The 24415-nt window shown below is 48.9% G+C and carries 26 protein-coding genes; 5 read left to right on the top strand and 21 right to left on the bottom strand.

From position 1 onward, the window contains the following. Positions 1 to 18: 18 nt before the first annotated feature. From murQ to HPY27_RS18640, 11 genes are all read right to left on the bottom strand, one after another. A complete protein-coding gene (gene murQ / locus HPY27_RS18690; protein WP_017250913.1) occupies positions 19 to 927 on the bottom strand; it encodes an N-acetylmuramic acid 6-phosphate etherase in 909 nt (302 codons plus the stop codon). Between the two features lie 44 nt (positions 928 to 971). Next, positions 972 to 1940, bottom strand: a complete 969-nt coding sequence (locus HPY27_RS18685; RefSeq protein WP_173624163.1) for an ABC transporter ATP-binding protein — start codon at positions 1938 to 1940, stop codon at positions 972 to 974. Then, complete coding sequence (locus HPY27_RS18680) at positions 1937 to 2911, bottom strand: ABC transporter ATP-binding protein (protein WP_026043275.1); 975 nt, start codon at positions 2909 to 2911, stop codon at positions 1937 to 1939. Before HPY27_RS18680 ends, HPY27_RS18685 begins: the two co-directional genes overlap by 4 nt. A gap of 18 nt (positions 2912 to 2929) precedes the next feature. Continuing rightward, positions 2930 to 4150, bottom strand: a complete 1221-nt coding sequence (locus HPY27_RS18675; RefSeq protein WP_017250912.1) for a serine hydrolase domain-containing protein — start codon at positions 4148 to 4150, stop codon at positions 2930 to 2932. A gap of 25 nt (positions 4151 to 4175) precedes the next feature. Then, positions 4176 to 5009, bottom strand: coding sequence for an ABC transporter permease (locus HPY27_RS18670; protein ID WP_017250911.1), 834 nt, complete (start codon positions 5007 to 5009; stop codon positions 4176 to 4178). 15 nt (positions 5010 to 5024) lie between these two features. Continuing rightward, positions 5025 to 5966 carry an ABC transporter permease gene (locus tag HPY27_RS18665; RefSeq protein ID WP_017250910.1) on the bottom strand — a complete coding sequence of 314 codons (942 nt, stop codon included), beginning with the start codon at positions 5964 to 5966 and terminating at the stop codon, positions 5025 to 5027. A 72-nt stretch (positions 5967 to 6038) separates the two neighbouring features. Continuing rightward, positions 6039 to 7574, bottom strand: coding sequence for an ABC transporter substrate-binding protein (locus tag HPY27_RS18660; protein WP_017250909.1), 1536 nt, complete (start codon positions 7572 to 7574; stop codon positions 6039 to 6041). Between the two features lie 27 nt (positions 7575 to 7601). Next, positions 7602 to 8822: an anhydro-N-acetylmuramic acid kinase gene (locus HPY27_RS18655; RefSeq protein WP_017250908.1), complete on the bottom strand. Its 1221-nt coding sequence runs from the start codon at positions 8820 to 8822 to the stop codon at positions 7602 to 7604. 315 nt (positions 8823 to 9137) lie between these two features. Continuing rightward, the gene (locus HPY27_RS18650; protein ID WP_174225679.1) at positions 9138 to 9515 is read right to left on the bottom strand and encodes a VOC family protein; all 378 of its coding nucleotides are present in this window, start codon (positions 9513 to 9515) and stop codon (positions 9138 to 9140) included. Between the two features lie 11 nt (positions 9516 to 9526). Beyond that, positions 9527 to 9886 (bottom strand): MmcQ/YjbR family DNA-binding protein, encoded by a 360-nt coding sequence (locus HPY27_RS18645; RefSeq protein WP_069845780.1) that lies wholly within the window; start codon positions 9884 to 9886, stop codon positions 9527 to 9529. A 76-nt stretch (positions 9887 to 9962) separates the two neighbouring features. Beyond that, a complete protein-coding gene (locus HPY27_RS18640; RefSeq protein ID WP_174225678.1) occupies positions 9963 to 10799 on the bottom strand; it encodes an AraC family transcriptional regulator in 837 nt (278 codons plus the stop codon). A 166-nt stretch (positions 10800 to 10965) separates the two neighbouring features. On the opposite strand from HPY27_RS18640, the gene HPY27_RS18635 reads away from it, so the two are divergent. After that, positions 10966 to 11739 carry a YheC/YheD family protein gene (locus HPY27_RS18635; RefSeq protein ID WP_017250904.1) on the top strand — a complete coding sequence of 258 codons (774 nt, stop codon included), beginning with the start codon at positions 10966 to 10968 and terminating at the stop codon, positions 11737 to 11739. 36 nt (positions 11740 to 11775) lie between these two features. On the opposite strand, the gene mscL is transcribed toward HPY27_RS18635, so the two are convergent. From mscL to HPY27_RS18620, 3 genes are read right to left on the bottom strand one after another with little or no spacing between them, the layout of a single operon-like run. Then, positions 11776 to 12237: a large-conductance mechanosensitive channel protein MscL gene (gene mscL, locus HPY27_RS18630; RefSeq protein ID WP_017250903.1), complete on the bottom strand. Its 462-nt coding sequence runs from the start codon at positions 12235 to 12237 to the stop codon at positions 11776 to 11778. A 12-nt stretch (positions 12238 to 12249) separates the two neighbouring features. Further along, positions 12250 to 13182, bottom strand: a complete 933-nt coding sequence (locus HPY27_RS18625) for a nucleoside hydrolase (RefSeq protein WP_174225677.1) — start codon at positions 13180 to 13182, stop codon at positions 12250 to 12252. 4 nt (positions 13183 to 13186) lie between these two features. Next, positions 13187 to 14035, bottom strand: a complete 849-nt coding sequence (locus tag HPY27_RS18620) for a nucleoside hydrolase (RefSeq protein ID WP_173624167.1) — start codon at positions 14033 to 14035, stop codon at positions 13187 to 13189. Between the two features lie 216 nt (positions 14036 to 14251). Between HPY27_RS18620 and HPY27_RS18615 the strand changes: the two genes are divergently transcribed. Beyond that, positions 14252 to 14593, top strand: a complete 342-nt coding sequence (locus HPY27_RS18615) for a hypothetical protein (protein ID WP_174225676.1) — start codon at positions 14252 to 14254, stop codon at positions 14591 to 14593. Positions 14594 to 14964: 371 nt separating this feature from the next. Here the strand turns inward: HPY27_RS18615 and HPY27_RS18610 are convergent, their stop codons facing one another. Genes HPY27_RS18610 through HPY27_RS18595 form a run of 4 tightly spaced genes read right to left on the bottom strand, consistent with a single transcriptional unit; the run spans position 14965 to position 18753 of the window. Further along, positions 14965 to 15180, bottom strand: coding sequence for a hypothetical protein (locus HPY27_RS18610; RefSeq protein WP_017250899.1), 216 nt, complete (start codon positions 15178 to 15180; stop codon positions 14965 to 14967). 52 nt (positions 15181 to 15232) lie between these two features. Next, positions 15233 to 16444 (bottom strand): ABC transporter permease, encoded by a 1212-nt coding sequence (locus tag HPY27_RS18605; protein ID WP_174225675.1) that lies wholly within the window; start codon positions 16442 to 16444, stop codon positions 15233 to 15235. Then, positions 16431 to 17162 carry an ABC transporter ATP-binding protein gene (locus HPY27_RS18600; protein ID WP_017250897.1) on the bottom strand — a complete coding sequence of 244 codons (732 nt, stop codon included), beginning with the start codon at positions 17160 to 17162 and terminating at the stop codon, positions 16431 to 16433. The genes HPY27_RS18605 and HPY27_RS18600 overlap by 14 nt, the downstream gene beginning before the upstream one ends. A 4-nt stretch (positions 17163 to 17166) precedes the next feature. Next, entirely contained in the window at positions 17167 to 18753 is a 1587-nt protein-coding gene (locus HPY27_RS18595) for an efflux RND transporter periplasmic adaptor subunit (RefSeq protein ID WP_173624169.1), read from the bottom strand. Positions 18754 to 18985: 232 nt separating this feature from the next. Between HPY27_RS18595 and HPY27_RS18590 the strand changes: the two genes are divergently transcribed. Next, complete coding sequence (locus tag HPY27_RS18590; protein ID WP_174225674.1) at positions 18986 to 19960, top strand: ABC transporter substrate-binding protein; 975 nt, start codon at positions 18986 to 18988, stop codon at positions 19958 to 19960. 80 nt (positions 19961 to 20040) lie between these two features. Here HPY27_RS18590 and HPY27_RS18585 read toward each other — a convergent pair whose 3' ends face one another. Then, positions 20041 to 21474 carry a HAMP domain-containing sensor histidine kinase gene (locus HPY27_RS18585; RefSeq protein WP_174225673.1) on the bottom strand — a complete coding sequence of 478 codons (1434 nt, stop codon included), beginning with the start codon at positions 21472 to 21474 and terminating at the stop codon, positions 20041 to 20043. Then, positions 21440 to 22123: a response regulator transcription factor gene (locus HPY27_RS18580; RefSeq protein ID WP_017250893.1), complete on the bottom strand. Its 684-nt coding sequence runs from the start codon at positions 22121 to 22123 to the stop codon at positions 21440 to 21442. Before HPY27_RS18580 ends, HPY27_RS18585 begins: the two co-directional genes overlap by 35 nt. Before the next feature lie 137 nt (positions 22124 to 22260). Between HPY27_RS18580 and bluB the strand changes: the two genes are divergently transcribed. Continuing rightward, positions 22261 to 22914, top strand: a complete 654-nt coding sequence (gene bluB / locus HPY27_RS18575; RefSeq protein ID WP_174225672.1) for a 5,6-dimethylbenzimidazole synthase — start codon at positions 22261 to 22263, stop codon at positions 22912 to 22914. Between the two features lie 80 nt (positions 22915 to 22994). Beyond that, positions 22995 to 23576 (top strand): Crp/Fnr family transcriptional regulator, encoded by a 582-nt coding sequence (locus HPY27_RS18570; RefSeq protein WP_174225762.1) that lies wholly within the window; start codon positions 22995 to 22997, stop codon positions 23574 to 23576. A gap of 16 nt (positions 23577 to 23592) precedes the next feature. Here HPY27_RS18570 and HPY27_RS18565 read toward each other — a convergent pair whose 3' ends face one another. Then, positions 23593 to 24306 (bottom strand): DUF4386 domain-containing protein, encoded by a 714-nt coding sequence (locus tag HPY27_RS18565; protein WP_017250890.1) that lies wholly within the window; start codon positions 24304 to 24306, stop codon positions 23593 to 23595. Between the last annotated feature and the right edge of the window lie 109 nt (positions 24307 to 24415).

The following is a 24415-nucleotide window of genomic DNA, read 5'->3' as shown; positions in this document are numbered from 1 at the left end:
CCATCCTTTCCCAAAAACTTAGTCCAACTGCTGAATGGCTTCCCTGATTCTTCCATTGGTAACATTCAACAAACGAGTGGCCTCTTCCCTGCTCGATCCCGTCAGCTTCATGATAATAGCTGTCTTCGCATCACCATCTGCCTGATCAGCCAGTTGCTCTGCTTCCTCGTAACTCGCTCCGGTCACTTCCATGATGATCCGCTTTACTCGTTCCTTCAGCTTGAGGTTGGTTGCTTGCACGCTGACCATCAGATTTCCGTACACTTTGCCCAAACGAATCATCGTCGCTGTCGTCAGCATGTTTAGCACCAGCTTTTGGGCTGTTCCTGCCTTGAGTCTCGTCGATCCGGTCAATACTTCCGGTCCTACGACCACATTAATCGCGACATCTACGCCTTCATTGATGTACGAAGGCTTGTTGCAAGAGACAGCAACCGTCTTGGCTTCGATCTTCTGTGCCTCTGCCAAAACACCGAGAACATACGGAGTCCGTCCACTGGCTGCGATTCCTACGACCACATCATTTTTGGTCACGCCGTATTTATGCACATCTTCTTGACCTAATTCAAAAGAATCCTCTGCGCCTTCTACCGCGCGTACCATTGCAGATGGTCCACCTGCAATCACACCCTGAACGAGCTCAGGCTGTGTACCAAAGGTCGGCGGGCACTCGGACGCATCCAAGATCCCTAAACGTCCACTCGTTCCAGCACCAAAGTAAAACAGTCTCCCGCCCTTTTCCAATGCGTGTGAGATGACCTCTACCGCATCGGATACTTGATCGAGAACGCGCTCTACCGCATAAGGAACCTTCTTGTCCTCATCGTTCATCATTTGCACGATGCCTCGGGCACTCAATTGATCCAAATCACTGCTGCTCTCGTTTTTTTCTTCAGTCGTCAATGCTTGCAAGTTCTCCAGATTCATGCTCTATCGAACCTCCTTTTCAATCTTACTGCCCCATGCTCACTTCATGACTGCTCCAGATGGCAAGTGACAAAATGCCCTCTCGATACCTCGCTAGCCACAGGAGCAACCGTTTTGCAAATGTCCATACAGTGGCGGCAACGCGGATGGAATGTGCAGCCAGACGGCGGATTCGCTGGACTAGGCAGGTCTCCCTCCAAAATGATCCGCTGGGTCGTCAAATGGGGATTCGGTACAGGCACCGCTGATAACAGTGCTTGTGTATATGGATGTGTTGGTTTCTCATACAACGATTGTTTATCCGCTACCTCCACCACTTTTCCGAGATACATCACCGCTACCCGGTCCGATATATGGCGGACGACACTCAAATCATGCGAGATGAACAAATACGTCAGATTGAACTCCTTTTGCAAATCTTGCATCAGATTCAAAATTTGCGCCTGAATTGACACGTCCAAAGCAGATACAGGCTCATCAGCCACAATCAGCTTGGGGCGCAATATCAGTGCCCTTGCTATGCCGATCCGCTGGCGCTGACCACCGGAAAACTCATGCGGAAAACGATCCAGCTGCTGCTTGGAGAGACCGACGATCTGGATCATCTCCTCTACTTGCTTTTTGCGTTCTACTGAATTGCCGATTCCGTGGATGATGAGTGGGTCCTCCAAAAGCTGTCCGATTGTTTTTCGCGGGTTCAGCGAGGCAAACGGATCCTGAAACACGAGCTGCATGTTTCGTCTTGCCCGGCGCAGCTCTGTTTCATTGAGCTTGCGGATATCCTGTCCTTCAAAAAACACTTCTCCGTCAGTTGGCTCAATCAGGCGCAGGATGCAGCGTCCTGTTGTGGATTTCCCACAGCCTGATTCGCCAACGATGCTGACGGTTTCGCCCGGGTAAACCGTCAAGTTGACCCCATCGACGGCACGGACGACTTTTTCCTTGCTGAAGAATCCTTGCTTGCTCGTGAAATGTTTGGTCAATGATTTGACTTCTAGCAGTGGTTGCCTCATTGCACGTCCTCCTCGCGATACAGCCAGCAGCGGCACTTTTGGTTGTCTGCGACAGGCGTCAGTTCTGGATTTTTCTCGCGGCAAATATCCATGACCTGTGAGCAGCGCGGTGCAAAACGACATCCCGCAGGCATTTCGCTCAAAAGGGGCACCGAGCCCGGAATCGCATCCAAACGCTCTTGGTTAACACTGACAGAAGGCATCGATTTCAAAAGTCCTCTCGTATACGGATGCTTCGGCTCGTCAAACAGCTGCTTGACGTCGGCTTCCTCTACGATTTGACCTGCATACATGACGATGACACGATGACACATCTCCGCCACGACTCCTAGATCATGTGTGATAAGCAGGATGGAAGTGCCTTGCTCTTGCCGGACTTTTTTCATGAGTTCCAATATTTGCGCCTGAATCGTCACGTCCAAAGCCGTTGTCGGTTCGTCGGCAATCAAGAGCTTGGGCGCACAAGACATCGCCATCGCAATCATCACACGTTGACGCATCCCGCCTGACAATTGGTGCGGATAGTCGGAAATGATTTCATCGGCACGCGGAATCCCGACTTCTTTCAAAAGCTCGATCGTTCGTCGCTTGGCTTCCTGTTTCGATAGTCCGAGATGCCGACGCAAGGGCTCGCTAATCTGTTTACCGATCGAATGCAATGGGTTGAGCGAAGTCATCGGCTCCTGAAAAATCATCGCGATCTGATTGCCGCGAATCGTCTGCATTTGTTTATCCGTAAGTGAGAGCAGCTCCTTGTCTTGAAAACGGATGCTCCCGGTCATCTCCACATTCCGTCCCAAGAGCTGCATGATGGACATGCTGGTCACGCTTTTTCCACATCCGGATTCACCGACCACACCGACAGTTTCACCAGGCTCTACAGAGAGACTGACACCCTCGATCACGGTCAGCTTTTTGCCTGCTTGGATAAAAGAAGTTCGCAAATCATCAATCGTAAGCATTGCTGCCATGAGTACTCCCCCTTTTCATCAGGATGTGTGGTCAGGTTTGATTACAGAAAATAATCGGTTATGGTGAGCGGTCCGCCACGCCCCGATCAACGGGTTCGCGACAGGATGCACGCGGTTTGTCAATGTAATCAGCGTCACGTCTCTCGCCGGGTCCGACCAGATAGACGTTCCTGTAAAGCCGGTATGCCCAAAAGCGCATTCCGAAACAAGGTCTCCCCCACTACAACCTGCGGCAAGCTGTTCTAAGGAGCCGCCTGTCGGGGAAATGATCCACCCCAATCCTCTGCGATGAATCGAATGGTCTGTGAGTGAGCGAGTAGCCAAGGCACACAGCGTCGGATCAAGCTGCACGGAAGCCTTCCCACTCATCCAAATGTGCATGTATCGCTCTGTATCAGCCAAGGTAGAAAAAAGTCCGGCGTGCCCACTGACACCTTCCAAGCCATCGTGCGCGTTGCAATCGTGAACCGTGCCACTAATCACTCCTTCTCGCCAACCGTATCCGGTCAAAGCTTGCTGCCATTCCAGCGCCAAAGGATGTCTGGCTTCTGCCAGTTCCGACAAAAAAGTCACTGCCATCTCTTGTTCAAAGGCATTGCCCTTCTCCGTAGCAGCTATGTCCATTCCTTGCATACGTGTTTGTTCCAGCGGCAAGTAGCTCGTATGAAACATTTGGCTCGGTTGAAAAATCAGTCGCATCGCCAGCGCGTCCAGTTCCTCGTCCCAGATGCGCTCCAGTAAAAAGCCCAACAGCATGAATCCCGGATCACTGTACACAACGCTTCGTCCCGGGGCGTCCAGCATCGACTCGTTTGCGATGAGCCGCAAATAGTCCTCCCGATTTTTCCCCAGCAAAAAGTACGGACGCCATGCAGGAAGTCCCGATGTATGTGTGAGCAGGTGAATGATTTTGATCTGCCCTTTGCGTTCCTGATCGTGGGCGCTCGCCAATTCTGGCAGGTAGGTCGTCACAGAGTCAGTCAACGAGAGCTTGCCTTCCTGCACACTAATGAGAATGAGCGGCAAGGTCACCATCACCTTGGTCAAAGAGGCCATATCGTATATCGTTTGACTATGAACCGGCCTTCCATCGTGTCCATAGCTTGTTTTTCCCATGCAGACTGTCAAAGCGGGCGCGCCTTTTCGCAGCATACTGACAGCGCCTCCCGGAAAAATGCCCTGATGAATCCCTTGCGTCAGACTGGACTCCATTCGTTCTCTGATCTGTTGCACGTTCATTCGTTCTCACCTCTGCCTATCGTTCCTATTTCCCACGATGACGCGGGTCGAGAATATCACGGACAGCATCTCCAAACATGTTACAAGCAAGAATCGTCACCGTCATGGCCACACATGGCCAGATAATCATGCCCGGAGCCAACTCCATGTAACGACGCGCCTCTGAAATCATCCCGCCCCATGACGGGTCTGGTGGCTGAATCCCCAAGCCCAAAAAGCTGAGGGCCGATTCGGTCAAGATCGCGCCTGAAATCGCCAGAGAGGATTGAACCAGCAGCGGTGCCGTTACATTCGGAAAAATTTCTTGAAACAAGATACGCGGTGTACTCGCACCGATGGCACGAGCGCTTTCTACGTACTCCAGATTTTTGATAGAGAGAACTGCTCCCCTCACCGTCCGGGTGAAGATCGGAATGTTCACGATTCCGATGGCCATGATCGTGTTAAAGGTTCCCGGCCCTAATACTGCTACAATCGCCAGCGCCAACAAAATTTCCGGAAAAGCAAACAGAACGTCCATACAGCGCATGATAAAACCGTCAATCCAGCGCCCGAAGTAGCCAGCGATCAAGCCAAACAGCGTACCGAAAACGGCGCTGACAAGAACGGCAGAAAGCCCGACCACCAGCGATACGCGCGCACCGTAGATGATGCGGCTCAAAAGATCACGACCAAACTGGTCCGTACCTAGCAAAAACTCACCTGAGCTGCCTTCCATCCGATGATCCTGAAACATTTGTGTCGGGTCATGCGGAGCCAACACTGGAGCCAGCACTGCCGTCAAACAGAGCAACGCCAGCAAAATGGAGCAGAAGACGGCTGTCTTATTCGCCAAAAAACGCTTTCGAAATGTGCTCATGTCGCATTCCCCTTGTCAATACTTGATACGCGGATCAATCCAGGTATAGATCAGGTCGATGAGCAGATTGACCAGGACAAACACCAGAGCGACGAACAAAACGCCTCCCTGTACAACCGGATAATCCCGCTGATAAATTCCCTCCAGAATGTACTGGCCCAAACCAGGAATCGAGAATAGCTGCTCGACGATCACAGACCCGCCCAACAGGTAACCGATCTGCATACCTGCGATCGTGACAATCGGAATCGAAGAGTTGCGGAACGCATGACCTATGACGATTGTCCACTTACTGTTACCTTTGGCCCGTGCTGTCCGAATAAAATCTTTGTCCATGGTTTCCAAAAACGCTGAACGAGTCATCCGCATCACACCAGCAGCCACTACAATCCCCATCGTTGTCGCAGGCAGTATGAATACCTTGAACGCCTCGATCGGATCTTCCCAGAAGTTCACCACATCAATGGGCGGGAACCAGTTGAAATAAAGGGAAAAACCGAGCAATAGCAGGGTCCCGATGGCAAAGTTCGGAACAGAAATACCTAGCAGCGTAAACACACGAACCACGATGTCTGTTTTGGAATGAGCGCGAATCGCCGAAAGAATCCCGAACGGAATCGCGAGCACCCACCCAATCAGAACGCCAAATACAGTCAGTTGCATGGTGATGGCAAAACGCTTGAGAATTTGGGGCAAAATCTCTTCTCCTGTGTGGACCGACACACCAAAATTCCCTTGCAGGATTCCTGTGATCCAATGCAGATACTGGTTAATCAACGGCTGATCCAGCCCCATGCTTTTATTCAACGCCGCAATTGCTTCCGGTGTGGCATTCGTTCCTAGCATGATGGAAGCTGGATCGCCCGGCACCAGATGCAGGATCGTGAAGATCAAGACGGATATGCCAAACAGGATGGGAATCAGGCTGGCGACACGTTTGATTAGGTAAGATCCCACGAGTTTCCCTCCATATTTAGAAACTTGGCTCCGCCTAACCTCTGGCGGAGCCTTCCTCACACGTATGCTACATTACTTGATCGAAGTTTTGATCAGCGAGTATACTTCGCCCGCTGCCGACGGCGTGAAATCAATGTTGTCACGTACCGCGTAGTAGTTTTTCGGAGATGCCAGGAACAGGTTTGGTGCATCTGCTACCAGCATGGTTTGTGCTTCGTCATACAGCTTTTTGCGCTCTCCTTGATCTACTGTCGTCAGAGCTTTTTGCACCAGTTCATCGTAGGCAGGATTGGAGTAGTTCCACACGTTAGCAGAACCAGTTGTCGAGAAGAAGAAGCGCATGGAACGGTCAGCATCTACACCAGAAGTGTTGCGGCCTACCATCAAGTTCATGTCCTTGGATTTCCACGTTTCGATGTAGTTCCCCCACTCAAGCTGGTTGATCTTCGCATTGATGCCGATTGCTTTGAGCTGTTGTTGAATCACTTGTGCCGTTTCCACCATATCTGGGTAAGTTGCTGCTGTTTCGATTTGAGTCTCGAAACCGTTTGGATAGCCCGCTTCCGCCAGCATTTGCTTCGCTTTTTCTACATCTGTTTTGTAGGTCGGATAAGTAGCTGGGTCCAAAGCCGAGTTGGTCAAAGCAGGAGCGATCGGACCAGTCAGAGTCGCTTCCCCTTTCCAGACAGTCTGGATAATTTGGTTACGGTCAACGGCATAGCTGATCGCTTCGCGCACTTTTGGATTGTCAAAAGGCTTTTTGTTTACGTTAATGCCCAGGTAACTGTACTCCAAAGATTGGTAGTTCTTGATCTGTACACCTGGCTTGCCTTCCAAGAGCTTCGCAGAATCAGCAGACACCATGCTGATGTCGACTTTACCAGAGCGAATCGCAGCGAGACGCTCAGCCTCGTCCTTCATGATTTGGAACTTGATGGACTCTACCTTTGGCAGTTCTTTATTGAAGTAATCCGCATTTTTCTTCAGCAGGACATATTGTCCCGACTCACTTTTTTCCATTTTGAAGGGACCGGTACCGATTGCTTCCTTGGTCAGGTCAGTGGAGCCTGTTGGCACGATGGAAGCATAGGCGCTTGCCGTATTTGCAACGAATGAGGCATCCGCATTTTTCAGCTTGAAGACAACTGTCGTTGGATCTTTCACTTCAATTGCTTCTACGCTGGAAAAATATGATTTCGCGATCGAACCTGTGTCTGGATTCATGATTCGTTCAAAGCTGAATTTTACATCCTCTGCCGTCATGTCTTTGCCATTGTGGAATTTGACGCCTTTTTGCAGGAACATGGTGACGGTTTTCCCGTCTGACGCAATCTCCCACTTCTCTGCCAGGTTCGGTATGATGTTCATGTTCTCGTCCAGCTTGGTCAGGCTATCGTAAATGAGCGCATAGACACGCACACTGGATGCCGCTGGAACCTTGTGCGGGTCATAGCCCACTGGCTCTTGCTCGGCTGCCACGATCAGTTCTGTTTTTGCTTGACCTTCCGCTGACTTGCCTTGCTCTGCGGGTGCTGTTCCTCCACCAGAACAAGCGGAAAGCACGAGAGACAATGATAGGAAAAACCCTGCCAATACTCTTTTTTTCACGATGGTACCCCCTCTGTTGATCTCATGTTAGAAGCATATATTTCCTAACGGTACGGCCCTCTTCGCCCCTGTTACAGATGGCACATTGGATGGTCGTCCCATTAGTGTCTCATGACCCAAAATGGCAAAAGCGACGGCTTCCTTCGCATCGTCAGGCATCCCAAATTGCTGCGCCGTCATCACGGTCATTCCTGTCGGCAATTGACGCTGCAGCATGGCGAGAAGCGTCTGGTTATGAGCGCCTCCCCCTGAGACGATCACTTCCTCCACTTTGGTTGTGGGTAATACGAATTGCACATAGGCGTTCGCAATTGTCGTGGCAGTCAATGCTGTCACGGTTGCTAACAGATCCGTCTGACTAATTCCGAGTTGATCCGCATCTTGGAACAGCTCTTGGGCAAAAGCTTTGCCGTATACTTCGCGGCCTGTACTCTTCGGTGGCTTGATCTGGTAATACGGGTCCTGTAGCCATTTTTCCAGTAGCACCGAAGAGACGGTGCCACCTGCGGCCAGCTTGCCACCCTCGTCATATCTCATCTGTCCATTGGTCATGAGCTGGACGATTTGATCCATGATCATATTGCCAGGGCCTGTGTCAAAAGCGACGACCTGTTCAATCGCTGCGCTTGCAGGAAGTAATGTGACATTGGCGATTCCACCGATGTTTTGCAGCAGTCTGCCTTTTTGCGGATGGCGGAACAAAATATAGTCCGCATACGGTACAAGCGGTGCTCCTTCTCCATCAGCTGCCAAATCTCGAGCGCGGAAGTTCCCCACTACCGGAATACCCGTACGTTCTGCCAGTGTGGACAGCTCGCCGATTTGCAAGGACGCCCTGACCTCTGTCATTCCTTGTGGTCCGGGAAATGGCGTGCGCCCGGCAATATGCCAAATGGTTTGTCCGTGCATACAGACTGCATCTACTTCGGCTGTCGTAACACCAGCTTTCTGCATCAATTGCTGTACCGCATAGGCATACCATTCAGATAAGCCGTAATGAACCGCAGTCAACTGATCCACTCTCGCTGTTTCGACACTGCACAGATTCATGACCCACTCACGCAATTCATCGGAGTAAGGCATATAAAAAAAATCGCGGAGAGTCACCTTTTCGATCTCGCCCTGTTCATCTGTGCGGATCGCTACGAGTGCGGCATCAATGCCATCCAGCGAAGTTCCCGACATGAGGCCGATGAGTACATGCTCATTTTTCGCACGATAATCGAGCAATTTTGCAGGTTGATCCATGTCAAAAGCCCCCATTTAAAAATCGAGAATCGTTGAAAAATTCGTTCCTGTTATCGCTTTCATTATATGTAGCAAAATTACACAAGTCAATCGATTATTAGTAAATTTTATTTCTTAAAATAATAACCATGGTCAAGCCTCTCCCCGTTCAAGCTGTCACAGCACTAACCCGTTATAGTGAGGAAAACCAGTGAAGTTATGGGTATGTTTTCCTATTAAAAAGTTTTATATATCAGCCAATGATTCGGTCCAAAACGCAAACAAGCCGAACCTTTTTCACATAGGCTCGGCTTGTCTTCTTATGTAAGGTTCGTATTACGCAAACAAACTAATCAGGTTCCCATCCGGGTCTTTCACAATGGCATACCGCTGGCCCCAGAACGCATCCCACGGCTCACGATGACTCTCGTAGCCATGTGAAACGATTTTTGTATACAACGCATCAAGTGCCGCAGCATCCTCACACAAAAAAGCCAGCTCAATTCGATGCCCAACAGGTGCTTCCCATCCTCCATACACACCCTTGGCAACTACTATTGTATCAAAGGCCAGACGAACACCCTCCTGCGCTACTTCCACATGTGGCTCTTCATTTGCTCCCTCCGGAATATCGAAACCGAGAACCCGATAGAAATCCAGCGCTTTTTTCATGTCCTGTACAACAATCCCTAGCATATCAAGCTTGATTCCCATATCATTCACTCCTATTCGCTCTTGATTTCTTGCTGGACGCGCTTAGGCAGTTTTTGGAGCACCGTTTCGTACGCATGCTCGATCATCCTTTCCCACAAGCCTTCGGGAATGGCAGCGTCCAAGTAGACAGAATTCCAATGGGATTTATTCATGTGATAGCCGGGTACGATCCCTTCGTAGGTCTCGCGCAATTCCTCCGCACGCATCGGATCGCATTTCAAGGTGAGGATACGAACACCTTTGGAATCGCCTCCGATCATGGCAAATATTTTGCCTCCGACATGGTAGCGATCGCATTCCCAATCCATCTGATAGTCATGAGTGGCACCGGGCTGCTTCCGGCAGTATGTATCTAATGTTTGTTCATTCACATGAATTCACCATCCTTTCTATAGGGTAACGAGTCTCCCAAAAAGAAGATTGTAAAAAACGGACAACTTTTCAAGACTATCGATTCGTACGATCTGGCGAGACAATTTTACTGGGAGCTACACCGTAAAAAGTGTGAAAGCTCTTGATCAAGTGCGACTGATCGTAATAGCCACACTGGAGAGCTGCATCTGTAAACGAAGTGCGTGTTCCTTTAGCCAGCATTTGTAGTAGCCCTTGAAATTGAATGATTCGGCCCAGTTCCTTCGGGCTCATACCCAACTGTTGTTGAAACGTCCTACGCAAGGTTCTCTCGCTGTAATTCACTTTCTCGGCGAGCGCAGCCATGGAAAGACTTCCTCTGTATTCATATAAATAGTTCATGCTTGTCAATAGCAACTGGTCTGCTGGATCATCCATCCATATTCGTTTGATTAGCTCCTGCTCCAACCAAGCGATCCGCTCCGCCGTGTCGGAAGCTTCGAGTAAGCCCTCTATCACCTCATCCGCCTCTTTGCCCCAGATGTCTTGCAAATGGGGATGATGTCCGTTGATTATAGCGACGGGGTAGCGCAAAAAGCGAGCTGCTCCCTCAACGTAAAACCGAATGCCGATCAAGGCTTGTGGTTCGGTTACTAGCATGTCTTCGTACGTCCGCATCAGTCCCGTTAGAAATGCCCCCTTCTTTACAGAAGTAGCTCCGAGATTGAAAATGATATCGACGCATCCATCTGGAATGACTCGGCTCATACGTGCGATACCCTCCCCGTTGTACTCTGAGGTCCAGTAGCAGGCGATATAGTTCGCCAGGCTTTTGCTGGGCATGTATTCTCGGTAACGGTACTCATTTTGGACGTTCGCTCGTTCCAGAGTCGGAGGTTGCACTGGGCGATATTGCCGCATGATTTTCGCCATCCTTGTCCAATGATTAGAACATATATTCCCCCACAACTTTCTAAATCCTTCTCACTCCTCGGCATTTTTTGAAAAACGCCAGTCTCATCGAGAGCCAGCAAAAACGGTCGTGAATATAGTTGCATATGTTAGGACGAATGGATTTTTCGAAAGTGAGGTGCATGGTGTGATCTCTTCTTCCAAGTGGAAACTTCATCAGTTCTTTTCAAAAAGTCCGCACATTCGCCCTTACCTCCCGCCTACTTCCTTGTATCAGCCTGCACATTTGGACTCGTATGTAGCGAAGTATTCTACCGTCTATATCAAACCGACGCGAACCCATATGGGAAAAGGCATTATTCGTGTCTGGAAAACGGGCGACGGGGGCTACCAGTTCGTCAAGGAACGTGGAGAGCCGATGCACGCTATGACCTTGGCAGACTTGAAGCAACAGCTCACCAGCCTGTGCACAGAAAAAAATTATGTCATCCAAAAAGGGCTGGATTTAGCTGAAATCGATGGCCGCCCCTTTGATATTCGCGTCATGATGATGCGCAATGGATTAGGCAAATGGCAGTATGCCGGCATGCTAGCCAAGGTAGCCGGTTCCGACAGTATTATTACCAATGTCGCTCGTGGTGGCGGATATGCCGTCACAGTCCCGCATGCCTTGAAAAAATCTGGAGCAGTCGAGCCGGCCAAATTGAAAAGTGTCGTCTCTGATTTGATCCAAATCAGTCACCGTGTATGTGCCCACTTTAATAAATATCGGCACAGTGCGCAAATCGGCGTTGATTTTGCCATTGATAAAGCCGGAAGCCTCTCCATTATTGAGGTCAATTACGACTTTCCATCCCACGGGTTGTTTGCCAAGCTCAAAGACAAGACCTATTACCATACGATTAAAAGACTTCACTCTCAGTATAAAAACCGCGTGAAACGAAAACAGAGGAAGGCATAATCGCCCTCCTCTGTTCGTTTGATTCGTGTATTTGTCTTATTCGTGTGCCAATGTTCCTTTTGTCTCGAGCATGGAGGTGCAGTTCGGGCAACGTGTAGCCTTGATCGGAATAGCTGAGATGCAATGCGGGCACTCTTTCGTTGTCTCAGGTGCTTTCTCCACTTCTTGCTTGCGCTTGAAGCGGTTAAGCTGTTTGATGACGATAAAAATAGAAAAAGCGATAATGACAAAATCAAGGACGGAATTGATGAACAACCCGTAGTTCAGCGTTGCAGCTTTAGCTAATTTTGCTTCAGCGATCGTCTTATAAGGAACTCCGCTCAAATTGATGAAGAGACCGGAGAAATCGACCTTGCCCAAAAGCATCCCAATCAATGGGGTAATGATGTCATTAACGAGGGAGGTAACAATCTTACCAAAAGCCCCACCGATCACGACACCGACAGCGAGATCCATCACATTTCCTTTTAACGCAAACTCTTTAAACTCTTTTAACACAATAACTACCTCCTAATTTCCTAATACATTCTGTAAAAAATGGCTGACAAAGCGCTCATGGTCAACCTCTAGGCACACGTCCACATTCGGCTGCTGCGCTGGATGCTCCCGTCTGTCTCCAATCGTACGGGCATCACTGGCTCCCCCGGACGTATCTACCGCAACATGCATCGGGACTGCCTTCACAAACGTCGGATCAATGACAACACCTACCGCTAACGGATCATGCAGACCGCAGCCGCGCAAATTACCCACTGTGGCGTAGGCATTCATGTACACCTCGCACATATCCGCGAAAACATGGCTCAAGCGTGTATCCTTCGCTCTCCATTCCTGCAAGTGTTCGCGGGTGAGCAGCGTTTGCATCGTCACATCCAGGCCTACCAGCGTCACTGGAATACCAGACTGGAAGACATACGCTGCCGCTTCCGGATCGGCGCAAATATTCGCCTCTGCTACAGGTGTGCGATTCCCAGGCACTGTTACAGCTCCTCCCATCACGACCACTCTTTTGACAAGGGATACGATTTCTGGAGCAGCCATAATCGCCTGCGCCAGATTGGTCATGCTCCCGACGGTCACGAGTGTCAATTCGTGAGGATGTTCCTTTATCGCAGAGATGAGAAATTGTGTGGCACACTGTGGCTGAGCCGTTGTCGATGGCTCAGGAAGGACGACATTGCCTAGCCCGTTTTCACCGTGGAACAGCCTTGCTTTTCCTGTGAGATCGCGAACAATCGGCTTCGATGCCCCCTGATAGACTGGAATCGCAGAGGCACCCAGCAGCTCTAGCATCTGTAAGGTATTGCGTGTTGCTTCCTCCACCGTAATATTGCCAAAAGTCGTGGTAATCCCACACACTTCAAGAGCAGGCGAGTGAACGGCATAAGCAATCGCCAGCGCATCATCAATCCCGGTATCGACATCCAAAATGATTTTTTCCATGCGCCTATACCCCTCCCTGATCCAAAACGGTTTGCAAAAAGCGCTCTGCCTCTTCTCTCTCAACTTCAACACATACGGCTGTATCGGTTCCTACACTCGGTTTCGCCCGTAGATCGGCTAGAATGGCACCGCGTGACCATTCGCTTTTGCATTCGACTGAGAGCTTCATCTGCTCCATCCGCATCTTTTCTGGCGAGAGAGCCGCGAGCATCGCTACCCATGCATGGAGCGCACGAGCAGAAGCGGCGAATGGCATGTCTGACATCGTCGGTCTATCGATCAGGCCAACTGCTTGTGCGAGACTTCTTAGCATATGTACTTGCTCTTCCGTCAAACGAAACGAGCTGGTTGTATCTAATGGAACAAGCACCAGCGGCAAGCGGGCTGCCAAAACGAACGCAGCTGCTTCTGGATCACCATGCATGTTTGTTTCAGCAATGGCCGTAACGTCTCCTGGTACGCGTATGGCTCCACCCTGCACCACAATTCGCGTAAATTTACGCGCCAACAATGGATCACGCGTGACAGCCAAAGCTAGCGTCGTCAAACGGTCAAACGTCACGAGCGTCAAGTCACTTTCCTCATCCTGCGTGTTTTCTGCAAGGAGCCGTACACCTTCCGAGGTGGTTGTCTCTATCGTTCCCGAGAAAAGCGGTTGCTTGGCACCTGTAACGATTGGAATTTCATAGCCTGGCTGCGCAAAATCAATCAGCTTGCTAGCCAAGCTTGACTGCGTGTCTCTGCAAATGATTCCTGCCACTTGAACATCAGGCGACCGCAAAGCATACAGCAAGGCCAGCCCTTGTCCAAATCCACCGCAAAACTCGATGATTAACCGGTGTTTTTTTGCCACAATCTCATCTCCCGCTTCTCGCTATTGCCATTTGTCAAAACCGCTTTTCCTATGCTATCCAAATCAGCAGCAACCGTCAAATATCCAAATGCTCATCTCTACCTTCTCTTCTCTTGCATCGAACTGATAACTATTTTACACTTATTCATAACTTCGACAAAAATCGCCATCACACAAGACTAATGCGCCAAGCCATGCAAAAGGAGTATAACGGTCATGCTTTCGTTGAACCACTCAACCATGGATGCTATTTCTCTCGTGAAAAACCAACTGATTCAAGCGATTGTACAGTACCAAACGAAGCCTTATCTGCCTGTATGGGGAGAACTATTTACAGCGTTGCGGGAAATCCAGAAAGCAGGCCAGCATTCACAGAAAAATATACACGTCTATTCCATTGAGCCGACAGGCGATCTTTGGTATTTGTACCGAGAGAATGTTTTTTCTGTCGATCTACCTGGGATGGGCATCACGATTTCTCTCACACAAGAGCAATTGATTGACGCCTTGCTGAAAGGAAGCTTTCAACCTACTCTATCGATAACAGAGCCGTTATGAGAAACGGCTTTTTTTCATGCATTTTGAACAAAAAAAAAGCCCCAAGATCAAATCTTGGGAGAGAGTAGTACGTTGTATTCACGTGAATACGCTCATTTTATATCCAACTACTCACTCGTTCTAGCTGTATATTCAGGTAGTTGTACCTAATATATCCTATGAGTAAAAATGCTGTCGAAATCGAACATTTGTACAATAGCAAAAAAAGAGGCGGCCCTTCTGCACAGATTGGGTGCCGCCATCCCGAACTTCCCCAAGTTCGTTCATATTGGAATTGTACTATGAAACAGTCCTATCGAAAAGTGTCAGGTTTTGTTTTCCTGTGAATTATTGCAAATCCCTGACGCCTGCTCGGGCCATCAGGGATCATTCTATTTGCTATCGTTGTTGAGCACATCAGCAGCTCTAGGTCCAAAAATGATATACAAATAGACATATTGGCTGACGCTAACTCGAGGAAAGACGAACGCAACACTGGTCTTGCCCTCTTGTTGTCTGACAAAATAACGCAATTTGCTTGTTTTGATCCTTTTCACAATGCGTGTCGCTTCTCGCCATGGTACGGAAAATTGAACGCTTTTTTCCATCAGCACCAACACCTCTCACGGCTAGTATGCCCGGATTGGTAAAATTACACACTCACTCATACCGCAGTGCGTCAATTGGTTTGAGCTGTGCTGCTTTTCTCGCCGGATACACACCAAAAATGACACCAACCAATGTAGAGGTCAAAAATGCATACATGATCGGCGACAGACTAATGGAGGTCGCCATCTGACCGATCTTGCTAACCAATAACGCAGCCCCTACCCCTAAGGCAATACCAATCACCCCGCCAATCAGGCTAAGCGTAACCGCTTCGATCAAAAACTGGCGGAGAATATCTCCCCGCTTGGCTCCAATCGCCTTGCGAATCCCGATCTCCCGTGTCCGCTCCGTGACTGATACAAGCATAATGTTCATCACGCCGATCCCGCCAACAATCAGCGAGATAGCAGCAATGCCAGATAAGAGCGCGGTCATCGAGCTGGAGACTGACTGTGCTGTGCTTAAAATGTCTGATTGAGACGTAATGCGGAAATCATCGGCAGCTTGAGGCCGTAGCTTGTGATTGGCACGAAGGGCTTGCTGAATATCTTGTTGTGCCTTCTCCATCAAGTCCGACGATGCTGCCGAGACGTAGATCGAGCCTACATTTTTATCTCCGGTCAACCTGTTCATCGCAGTGGTAATCGGAATGATGATCCGATCGTCGTTGTTTGTCATGCCTGTACTTCCCTGGCTCTGCAATACGCCGATGATCGTAAAGGGAATCCGGTTGATCTGAACGGTTTGCCCCACCGGATTCGCTCCTTTAAACAGGTTGCTGACCACCTCTGTCCCCACGACAGCCACGTTGTATTGCATCTTCACTTCAAAGTTGCTAAAGAAACGCCCTTGTCCTATTTCTACATTCCTCACCTGAGGGAAATCGGCTGACGTCCCCTCGAGCGTACTGGAATAGTTATTGCTTCCCCAGACAATCTGGCCCCGCGCATTGACACTGGGAGCCACACCCGATATGGACTCTTTTTGCATCAGGGTTTCTGCATCTGCCATCGTCAACGTATTCAGAGAGCCAGCCCCAAGGCTTACCCTGCCTTGTGTCGCCTGACCAGGTGAGACAATCAGCAGGTTGCTCCCTAAACCATTGATCTGTGATGTAACAGACGTGGAAGTCCCTTCTCCGATCGCCACCATCGCGATAACAGCAGCCACACCTATGATGATTCCCAGCATCGTGAGAACGGAGCGCAAGCCATTTGCCCTGATGCTGCGAAATGAAATGCGTACACATTCAATAAAGCTCATCTGCTCTACCCTCCATCGACACCCTCCTGCGATCCTCCACCACTTCATCCGCTATGATTTGCCCATCACGAAATCGGACGATCCTCTTGGCATACTCCGCAATATCAGGTTCATGTGTCACCAAAATAACCGTTTTGCCTGCATCGTTCAGCTTTTGAAAAATACCCATGATCTCTTCACTCGTCTTTGTGTCCAGCGCCCCTGTCGGCTCATCTGCCAGCAGGATGACGGGATCATTGACGAGAGCTCGCGCGATCGACACGCGTTGCTGCTGTCCACCTGACAGCTCATTGGGCTTGTTGTTCAATCGCTCTGCCAGCCCGACACTCGTTAATGCTCGGATGGCTTTTTCTCTTCGTTCCCGTGCAGGCGTGCCTCCATATAATAGAGGCAGCTCTACATTTTCAACTGCGGTTGTACGTGGCAACAGATTAAAATTTTGAAAAACAAAGCCGATTTTTTCATTGCGGATGACCGCCAATTCATCGTCATGTGCTTGTGATACAGGATAGCCGTCTAAAAAAAATTCTCCCGAGGTGGGCTTATCCAGACAGCCAATCACATTCATCATGGAAGACTTGCCTGAACCGGAGGGCCCCATGATGGCCACGAAATCCCCTTCCTCAATCGACAAGCTGACACCTCTGAGCGCATAAATCTCCTGATCTCCGATGACGTACTGTTTTTTGAGCGCTTCTATTTGAATGACCGGTTTCATCTGCCTACCGTCCCCTTATCTGGACGCCCATTCCGCCGAATCCCGGCATACCACCGCCGCCCATTCGATTTCCATTTTGAATCGTTCCAGATGAGGTCTGTGTATTCACGAGGATAACGACACGCTCTCCTTCGGTAAGCCCCTCCGTCACTTCTACCTGATCGGCAGTGAAGTACCCCATTTTGATCGGAACAAATCGATACGGCATATTTGCTCTGCCTCCACTGCGGTTATTCACTTGCTTCGCCTCAGCCTGATTCCCTTCCGCTCCTTCACCGGCTTGTTGTGCAGCAGCATCTCTTAGCACATATACGCCATCTTTGCCATTTTGCGTTTGCAGCGCTTGCGCAGGTACCACAAGCACATTTTTATGGGTACCTCTTTCGATCGCGACGTTCATCGTCATCCCGATCTTCAATTTGTTATCCTGATTTGCCACAGACAAAAGCACATCGTAAGTAGTGACTCCAGCGTCGGTTTTCGCTTCTGGATAGATCAGCTTAACTTTTCCACGGAACGTCTCGTCCGCATAAGAACTTGTCGTAATCGTCACAGGCAAGCCTTCCTGCACTTTTCCGATGTCACTCTGGCTAATCTGGGCCAATACCTCTAAGTCTCCGCTATTCGAATTATCCATGATAATGAAATCGTTGCCGGGTATTTCGCCTACATTACCATTCACTTGGACGATCACTCCGTCCATCGGTGCTTTCAAGGTGACTGCCCTCCATGCCTTTTGTGCTTGTTGCAGCCCCGCTTTTGCCTGTTCCACCGCTGCTTTGGCCGATAATACTGTAGCGGCATCGGGTCCTTCCTTCGCTTCCTGCAACGCTTCTTGCGCTGTTTGATACGCAGCCAATGCCTGCTCTACCTTCACACTGGCCTGCCCTGTCGTCTGTCCGGCTGTCAAGACTGCCGAGTTATAATCGCGCTGAGCTTGGTCCAACGAGGACTGGGCACTGTCGAATTCACTCTTGGCAATCGCACCTGCCGCAAACAATGCTTTCTGGGAAGTGTATGTCTTTTGGGCACTCTCCAGATTTGCCTTTGCCTTCTCCACGTCATTCGTCGCTTTTTTCCCGTCAATGTTTTGCTTTGCGAGCTCCCACTCGTTCTTGGTCTGATTGACGGTGGCTTGCAAGGAAGTGATTTCAGCAGGACTCTTCCGCTTTTGTGCCTCTTCTAGCTTGGCTTGTGCCGATAAAAGATTGGCTTCCGCATTGGTCACCTGGATTCTCGCTACGGAATCGTCCATCGTCGCCAGAACTTGCCCTGCCTTCACAGCATCACCCACGCCGACCTGAATGGTAGAGATCGCATCCTTGGCTTCTTCTGCATCAGAAAACGAGAGAGCCGAGCGCTTGGAAGCCTGGACAGTGCCCGATGCCTGCACGACTTCTGAGATGTCTCCCCTTTTTACCGTCTCCACTTGAAAAGCGGCCTGCGCCGTTTGTGAGGGAAAAAACGACTGGTAGCCGAATATTCCACCTGAAATGACCACGGCTCCGACAGCCAATATACCAACCATCCATCTTTTCTTGTTGCTTCCTACCTTCGAAAACAACGTTCGCTTTTTCTCCATTTGTGTCACTCGTAGTCCTCCTACCGTCTACTTGATTGAAGACTTGTCTTTTTGGTTGCGATCACTATACGGAACGAATACGTCAGGGAAAAGTCAGATGAATTCATACTGGATACAATAAAAGAGAACGATTCTCAGTAAATATTGACGATCGAATAAAGTCAGCCTATAATTAGCTCGAATCTAATTGATAATGATAATCAATATTGATTCCGACATTTTTCATTAGGAGGTTATTCCCATGTATCGTGCATTCCAGTTGAGGCTATTTTTTCTCCTCCTCCTTTTAGCAGTCATTTTACATATTTCAGGATGTGGCTCTACTGCTTCGCCAAAGGAACAAAGCGCCAACGAACAGACAGAAAGTCAGTCTCTGCTCACTCGAACCTATAAAGATGCTTATTCGGACGTGGAGATCCCAGCCAGCCCACAAAAAATTGCCGTTCTGCTCGACTATTTCTCTGATCCGTTATTAACGCTTGGAATAAAGCCTTACGCAGCCACTACTTCCTTAGTGAATGATCAGTTTTTACCCTATATCGCCAAAGAGATGGAAGGCGTCATTCCCATTGGCAGCTCAGAGTCGTTGAACATGGAGCGCCTGCTTGAGTCTGAACCCGACCTGATTATCGCTTTTGGACCTTCCCATGAAAAAGTTGCCGACCAACTGCGCAAAATTGCCCCTACGATATTCATAAGTAGTGAACTGCAAGGAGACTGGCGTCAAATGCTTCTAGAGTTCGGTAAAATCGTAGGAAAAGAGGAGCTGGCACAACAAGAACTGAAGAAATATTTGGACAAGGTAGAGGCTGCCAAAATAGAATTGGATAAGCGCGCGGGCAATGAAGTATTTGTCGTCATGCGTGTCATGCCAAAGGAGCTTCGAGTATATGGGGTCGACGATACACGTATCGGGAGAATCATTCATCAGGAACTAGATCTACAAGGGGTGAAACTGGAAGGTAACAAGCCGATGATGCCGATTTCTTTTGAAGAGCTGCCAGCCTTGAATCCAGACCATATCTTTTTGATGGAGAATGTAGAAAAAGAAGCAAAAAATAAATTGGCTGAAATGAAAAGCTCAGCGGTATGGAAAGGTCTCTCCGCTGTTCAAAAAAATCAGGTTTATATCGTGGAACAACAACTGTGGAATCGTGGAGTTACTCCGCTTGGGGCCAATCACATCATTGATCAGGTCTTGGAATTTGTAAAATAACGTATCGCGGTCTTTGGGGTGTCCATGATGTATAAAAAAGCGACCGGAGCTAACCTGGTCGCTTTTTGTCCATACGTATGTTATTTACGCAAAATCAAGGTGAATGTGCTTCCCGACGAGGTACTTTCTGTCAGAATCAACCTACCGCCTAACGCTTGGGCAATCATTCTGCTAAAAGACAGACCAAGCCCAAGCCCACGGATGATGTGCTTCTTGTCCTCGCCTCGGTAGAATCGCTCAAAAATCAAAGACTGTTCTTCTAGCGGTACCCCACGTCCATTGTCCTTCACGTCAATGCGAATCTCATCTGCTGTTGCAGATAGCGACACGAGAATCCGCCCCTCCGATTCCATCGCTTGTGCCGCATTGTTTAGGAGATTGTACATGATTTGCTGCACACGCAGTGGGTCGGTCTCTATCCAAATCGGATCAGAGGCATTTTCGCTGTGCAAGCTTAGCTTCTCTTCTTCCTGCACAATTTCCCATTGGTGCGTAATTTCCCGGATCAGCTCTTGTATGTTTTGAGGTTGCCTGCGAATGCGAATGTCACCGACAGCAAAAGAGTTAAAATCGAGCAAATCCTCTACCATCTTTTGCAAACGTGCCGTTTCATTCGTACAAATATCCAAAAACTCCTTGGCTTCCTCACCGCTCACAACCTCTTCCCTCACGGCTTGTACCAACCCACTGATGGACGTAACAGGTGTTTTGAGTTCATGGGTCACCCCTGCCAATAGCTCGGTACGCATCATTTCCAGCTGCTTCAGTCGTTCTGCCATTTCTTCAAAGGAATGGATCAGCTCATACACTTCTTGTTCACGCTTGTTTTTATCCAATTGAATCTCGTAGTTCCCCAGCACGATTTGCTTGGCAGCGTCCGCCACATCCTTAATCGGCTGAGACAGCTTTTTCGTCAGCAAATAAATGACGAGCCAGCCAAGCAAGCCGAGACCCAGAAGCATGATCGCAAGCAACTGGAATTCCGTCATGCTTCGAATCACCTGTTTTTGTGGGGTGAACAGCATGACCCAGCCAACCACTCGCTCATCAACCTTAATGCTTTCCTTCACGAAAAGCACTTCTTCGCCCCGCGCAAGCTCAAACCGTGACAGACTGTCATCCGCTTCCACCAAATCAGGCGCGATGCGCTTCAGTTCCCCGGAAAAAGGACCTGGTACGCCAAATACTGGTTGCTTGTGTTCATCTAAAATCATCATAATTGGCTTGTAATTGACTCCGAGTGACTCCTGGCGACTGTCCACTATACGAAACAAGAACGGAGCCATTTTTACCTTGCCTTCCACATCAACGACCCGATCCGCTACTTCCGCCGCCATCAGTCTCATAAAATCAAGGCGTTTTTGAGTTTCGCTATAAGAAATCCAATAACTGGAGGCAATCCCGATCACGAAAAGGCCGATACACAAGATGATCAGGTATCGCGTCGTCCAATACCGAAATAAAGAGGTGCGTTTTTTCTCACTCATATACACACAGCTTGTAGCCCAAGCCACGATAGGTACGGATTTCCCCTTCGGATGTCGGCCAATTCTCCAAGGATCGCCGGATGCGTTTGATCGCGAGGTCTACTGCGCGATCACTTCCTTCGTAATCCATCCCCCACACCTGCTCGATGAGCTGTTCTCTGGTGAATGTCTGGTTTTTGTACTGTGCCAAAAAAAGAAACAGGCACAAGTCCTTAGGCGTAAACGCCAGTTCGATGCCGTGCAGCATGACAGAATACGCCTTGAAGTCGACTTTCAGACTACCGAACTGCTTCACATGATCGCCTTCTATCAATTGTTTCGGACGACGTAATACCGCATGTACGCGAGCGACCACTTCGTCGGCAATAAAGGGCTTGGTGATATAGTCATCGGCGCCTTTGTTCAAGCCCGCCAGCTTGTTATCGATTTGTCCCAACGCGGTCAGCATGATGACGGGACACGAACTTTTCTCCCGAATATATTCGAGAATACTCCATCCGCTTCGTCCAGGCAGCATCACATCCAGCAAGACGAGCGCAGGATTGAGTGAATCAAACTTCCGCTCTGCTTCCTCGCCGTTAAATGCCTGTTCGACCTGAAAATTGTTTTTTTCCAAGTACGCTTTCAATACCCGAGAGATGGGTAACTCGTCTTCCACGATTAAGATGTTTTGCATGCTCGTACTCTCTCCCCTCTGCTCGGACTACTCTCCCCTTTAGCGTAGGACATGAATATGTCAAGCAGATGTCTGGAAGGAAGCATACTTTGTAAGTAAAATAAAGAGACCTGAATGCAAATAGGGAGGTTTTTCTCATGAAACGCTTAACCGCGGAAGAAAAAAACGGTTTGTATAAAGCCATCAGCAATCGTCGCGATATTCGTACCTTTCGTCAAGACCCTGTCGACCCAGAAAAGCTCGCCATGATCTTGGCTGCTGCCCACCATGCTCCTTCTGTCGGATTCATGCAGCCTTGGAATTTTGTCCTGGTAGAAGATGACGCAACCAAACAAGCTCTCGCAGAATGTGCGGATAAAGAACGCCGGGCGCTAGCCATCCACTACGAAGGTACGGGACGAGAGTCGACCTTTTTAGAGTTGAAAATTCAAGGGATCAAGGAAGCGCCTGTCACCATCTGTGTCACTTGTGATCCTACACGTGGCGGAGACCATGTACTTGGACGCAATTCCATCCCGGAAACAGATATCATGTCTGTCAGCTGTGCGATCCAAAACATGTGGCTCGCTGCCTACGCAGAAGATTTGGCGATGGGCTGGGTCAGTTTTTACAAGAAGGCCGACGTGCGTCGTATCCTGAACATACCGCCACATATCGATCCAGTCGCATTGCTGTCGATCGGCTACACGGATCACTATCCGGAACGTCCACTCTTGGAGCTACACCAATGGAGACAACGCGAGGATCTGCAACAGTTGATTTATCGGGAGCAGTGGGGGAGCAAGTCGTAAGCCGCGACGAAAGACTAACAAAGAAAAATGGTTCCCGTTTCGAGCATGGGAGCCTTTTTCTTTCAGGAAAGGAAAATGAAATGAAAGAGATTCTATTGAAATACCTAACTAGATTTACAACCCTTTCTGAAAAAGAACAACAGGCAATCGTTGAAGAAATCGTTACGGAGGAATATAAAAAAGGAACCATACTCCTTCGACAAGGAGATGTTCCCACGAAATGTTATTTTGTACTAAAGGGATGTGTCAGACAGTATTCGATAGATGAAACGGGGAAAGAAGTTACCTCCCAATTCTACACGGAAGAACAAACCATTGTGAATCTGGGGCAGCGTAAGCTGGATCAGTCATCTGCGTATTTTTTAGCTTGTCTCGAAGACTGTACATTGGTTGTCGGCAATCTCGATACCGTAAGCGACATGTTCAACAAATACGCACAATTGGAAACCATGTCACGCAAGATGTTAGAAGAAAACCTTGGCGAGATACAAGATGAGTTCGCTTCCTTCATCGCTTCCACACCTGAAGAGCGGTATAAAACCGTTTTGCAGAAACGTCCCCACTTAATCGATCGGGTGCCCCAGCATCAATTGGCGAGCTATCTTGGCATGACGCCAGAGTCGTTAAGTCGGATCAAAAAGAGGGTCTCTGTCGATAAATAGCAGCAAGTCGTCATCTTTAACTGGGGGCTTTCCCGCCCTTGAACAGTAACCAGATCCCAAAGCCCAGCTCTCCTGCGATCATGGGTATTTGAAAGATGGTGGTCAGAATTGAAATGATCTCGATATTTTGCAAATCAAACAAGTTGCTTACGTTGATGAAAATATAGCCGATGGAAGCCAGCAACAATAACAGGCCAATGACTTTCGGGATACTTTCTGATTGAAATACCATATACCCGATCATCATCAGATGCCCACCAAAAATAAGTAAGCCAATCGACCAAATGGATTGAAATGCCTCCAAGTAAAGCATCATTTGTCCTGGAACCTGCTCGATTGGCAAGTAGGAATTCGGAACGGCACTTTTCGCGAGAAGTAAGACAACGAGTAGGTTCAGTATGGCCATTCCCAAAACAGCCGTATAGATAAGACGGAACCACGCAGCGAGTAAGGACAGGTATTTATTCGTTGGCTTCAAAAAGAGATAGAAAGCCCAGGCGACGAGTATGTCCGTGATCAGGATCATGAGCCATCCCAAAATTTCCGCTTGGAAAAGCACAGTGGATGTCCAGATATTGTGGAAGGTTGCGTTGGGATCTCCTTCTACGACAAGATTTCCATGAACAAAACCAAAAGAAAAAAAGGAAGCAAACGCCATGATGAGAAGTGAAACACCAGCAATCAGAGCAGATTTTCTCTGAATCGATGGCTGATTGATTGAGATCGCCATAAGACCCCTCCTGTTTTGCATTGTTTCATTTTATTGTAGGAGGAAGGTTAGAGACGGTCATTGACTTAAATCAAGTCTGCATTTTTTCAAAAAAAAAACCGCCTGATCA

Origin of the sequence: Brevibacillus sp. HB1.1 (assembly GCF_013332445.1) — a bacterium.
Classification (GTDB): domain Bacteria; phylum Bacillota; class Bacilli; order Brevibacillales; family Brevibacillaceae; genus Brevibacillus; species Brevibacillus porteri.
This window is presented reverse-complemented; position numbering and strand designations above follow the sequence as displayed.

Excerpts from the sequence above, each read along its gene's own strand:
- murQ (WP_017250913.1), bottom strand. The coding sequence starts at position 927 with ATGAATCTGGAGAACTTGCAAGCATTGACGACTGAAGAAAAAAACGAG.
- HPY27_RS18685 (WP_173624163.1), bottom strand. The coding sequence starts at position 1,940 with ATGAGGCAACCACTGCTAGAAGTCAAATCATTGACCAAACATTTCACG.
- HPY27_RS18680 (WP_026043275.1), bottom strand. The coding sequence starts at position 2,911 with ATGGCAGCAATGCTTACGATTGATGATTTGCGAACTTCTTTTATCCAA.
- HPY27_RS18675 (WP_017250912.1), bottom strand. The coding sequence starts at position 4,150 with ATGAACGTGCAACAGATCAGAGAACGAATGGAGTCCAGTCTGACGCAA.
- HPY27_RS18670 (WP_017250911.1), bottom strand. The coding sequence starts at position 5,009 with ATGAGCACATTTCGAAAGCGTTTTTTGGCGAATAAGACAGCCGTCTTC.
- HPY27_RS18655 (WP_017250908.1), bottom strand. The coding sequence starts at position 8,822 with ATGGATCAACCTGCAAAATTGCTCGATTATCGTGCGAAAAATGAGCAT.
- HPY27_RS18650 (WP_174225679.1), bottom strand. The coding sequence starts at position 9,515 with ATGGGAATCAAGCTTGATATGCTAGGGATTGTTGTACAGGACATGAAA.
- HPY27_RS18640 (WP_174225678.1), bottom strand. The coding sequence starts at position 10,799 with ATGGCGAAAATCATGCGGCAATATCGCCCAGTGCAACCTCCGACTCTG.
- HPY27_RS18625 (WP_174225677.1), bottom strand. The coding sequence starts at position 13,182 with ATGGAAAAAATCATTTTGGATGTCGATACCGGGATTGATGATGCGCTG.
- HPY27_RS18615 (WP_174225676.1), top strand. The coding sequence starts at position 14,252 with ATGCTTTCGTTGAACCACTCAACCATGGATGCTATTTCTCTCGTGAAA.
- HPY27_RS18610 (WP_017250899.1), bottom strand. The coding sequence starts at position 15,180 with ATGGAAAAAAGCGTTCAATTTTCCGTACCATGGCGAGAAGCGACACGC.
- HPY27_RS18605 (WP_174225675.1), bottom strand. The coding sequence starts at position 16,444 with ATGAGCTTTATTGAATGTGTACGCATTTCATTTCGCAGCATCAGGGCA.
- HPY27_RS18600 (WP_017250897.1), bottom strand. The coding sequence starts at position 17,162 with ATGAAACCGGTCATTCAAATAGAAGCGCTCAAAAAACAGTACGTCATC.
- HPY27_RS18590 (WP_174225674.1), top strand. The coding sequence starts at position 18,986 with ATGTATCGTGCATTCCAGTTGAGGCTATTTTTTCTCCTCCTCCTTTTA.
- HPY27_RS18580 (WP_017250893.1), bottom strand. The coding sequence starts at position 22,123 with ATGCAAAACATCTTAATCGTGGAAGACGAGTTACCCATCTCTCGGGTA.
- bluB (WP_174225672.1), top strand. The coding sequence starts at position 22,261 with ATGAAACGCTTAACCGCGGAAGAAAAAAACGGTTTGTATAAAGCCATC.
- HPY27_RS18570 (WP_174225762.1), top strand. The coding sequence starts at position 22,995 with ATGAAAGAGATTCTATTGAAATACCTAACTAGATTTACAACCCTTTCT.
- HPY27_RS18565 (WP_017250890.1), bottom strand. The coding sequence starts at position 24,306 with ATGGCGATCTCAATCAATCAGCCATCGATTCAGAGAAAATCTGCTCTG.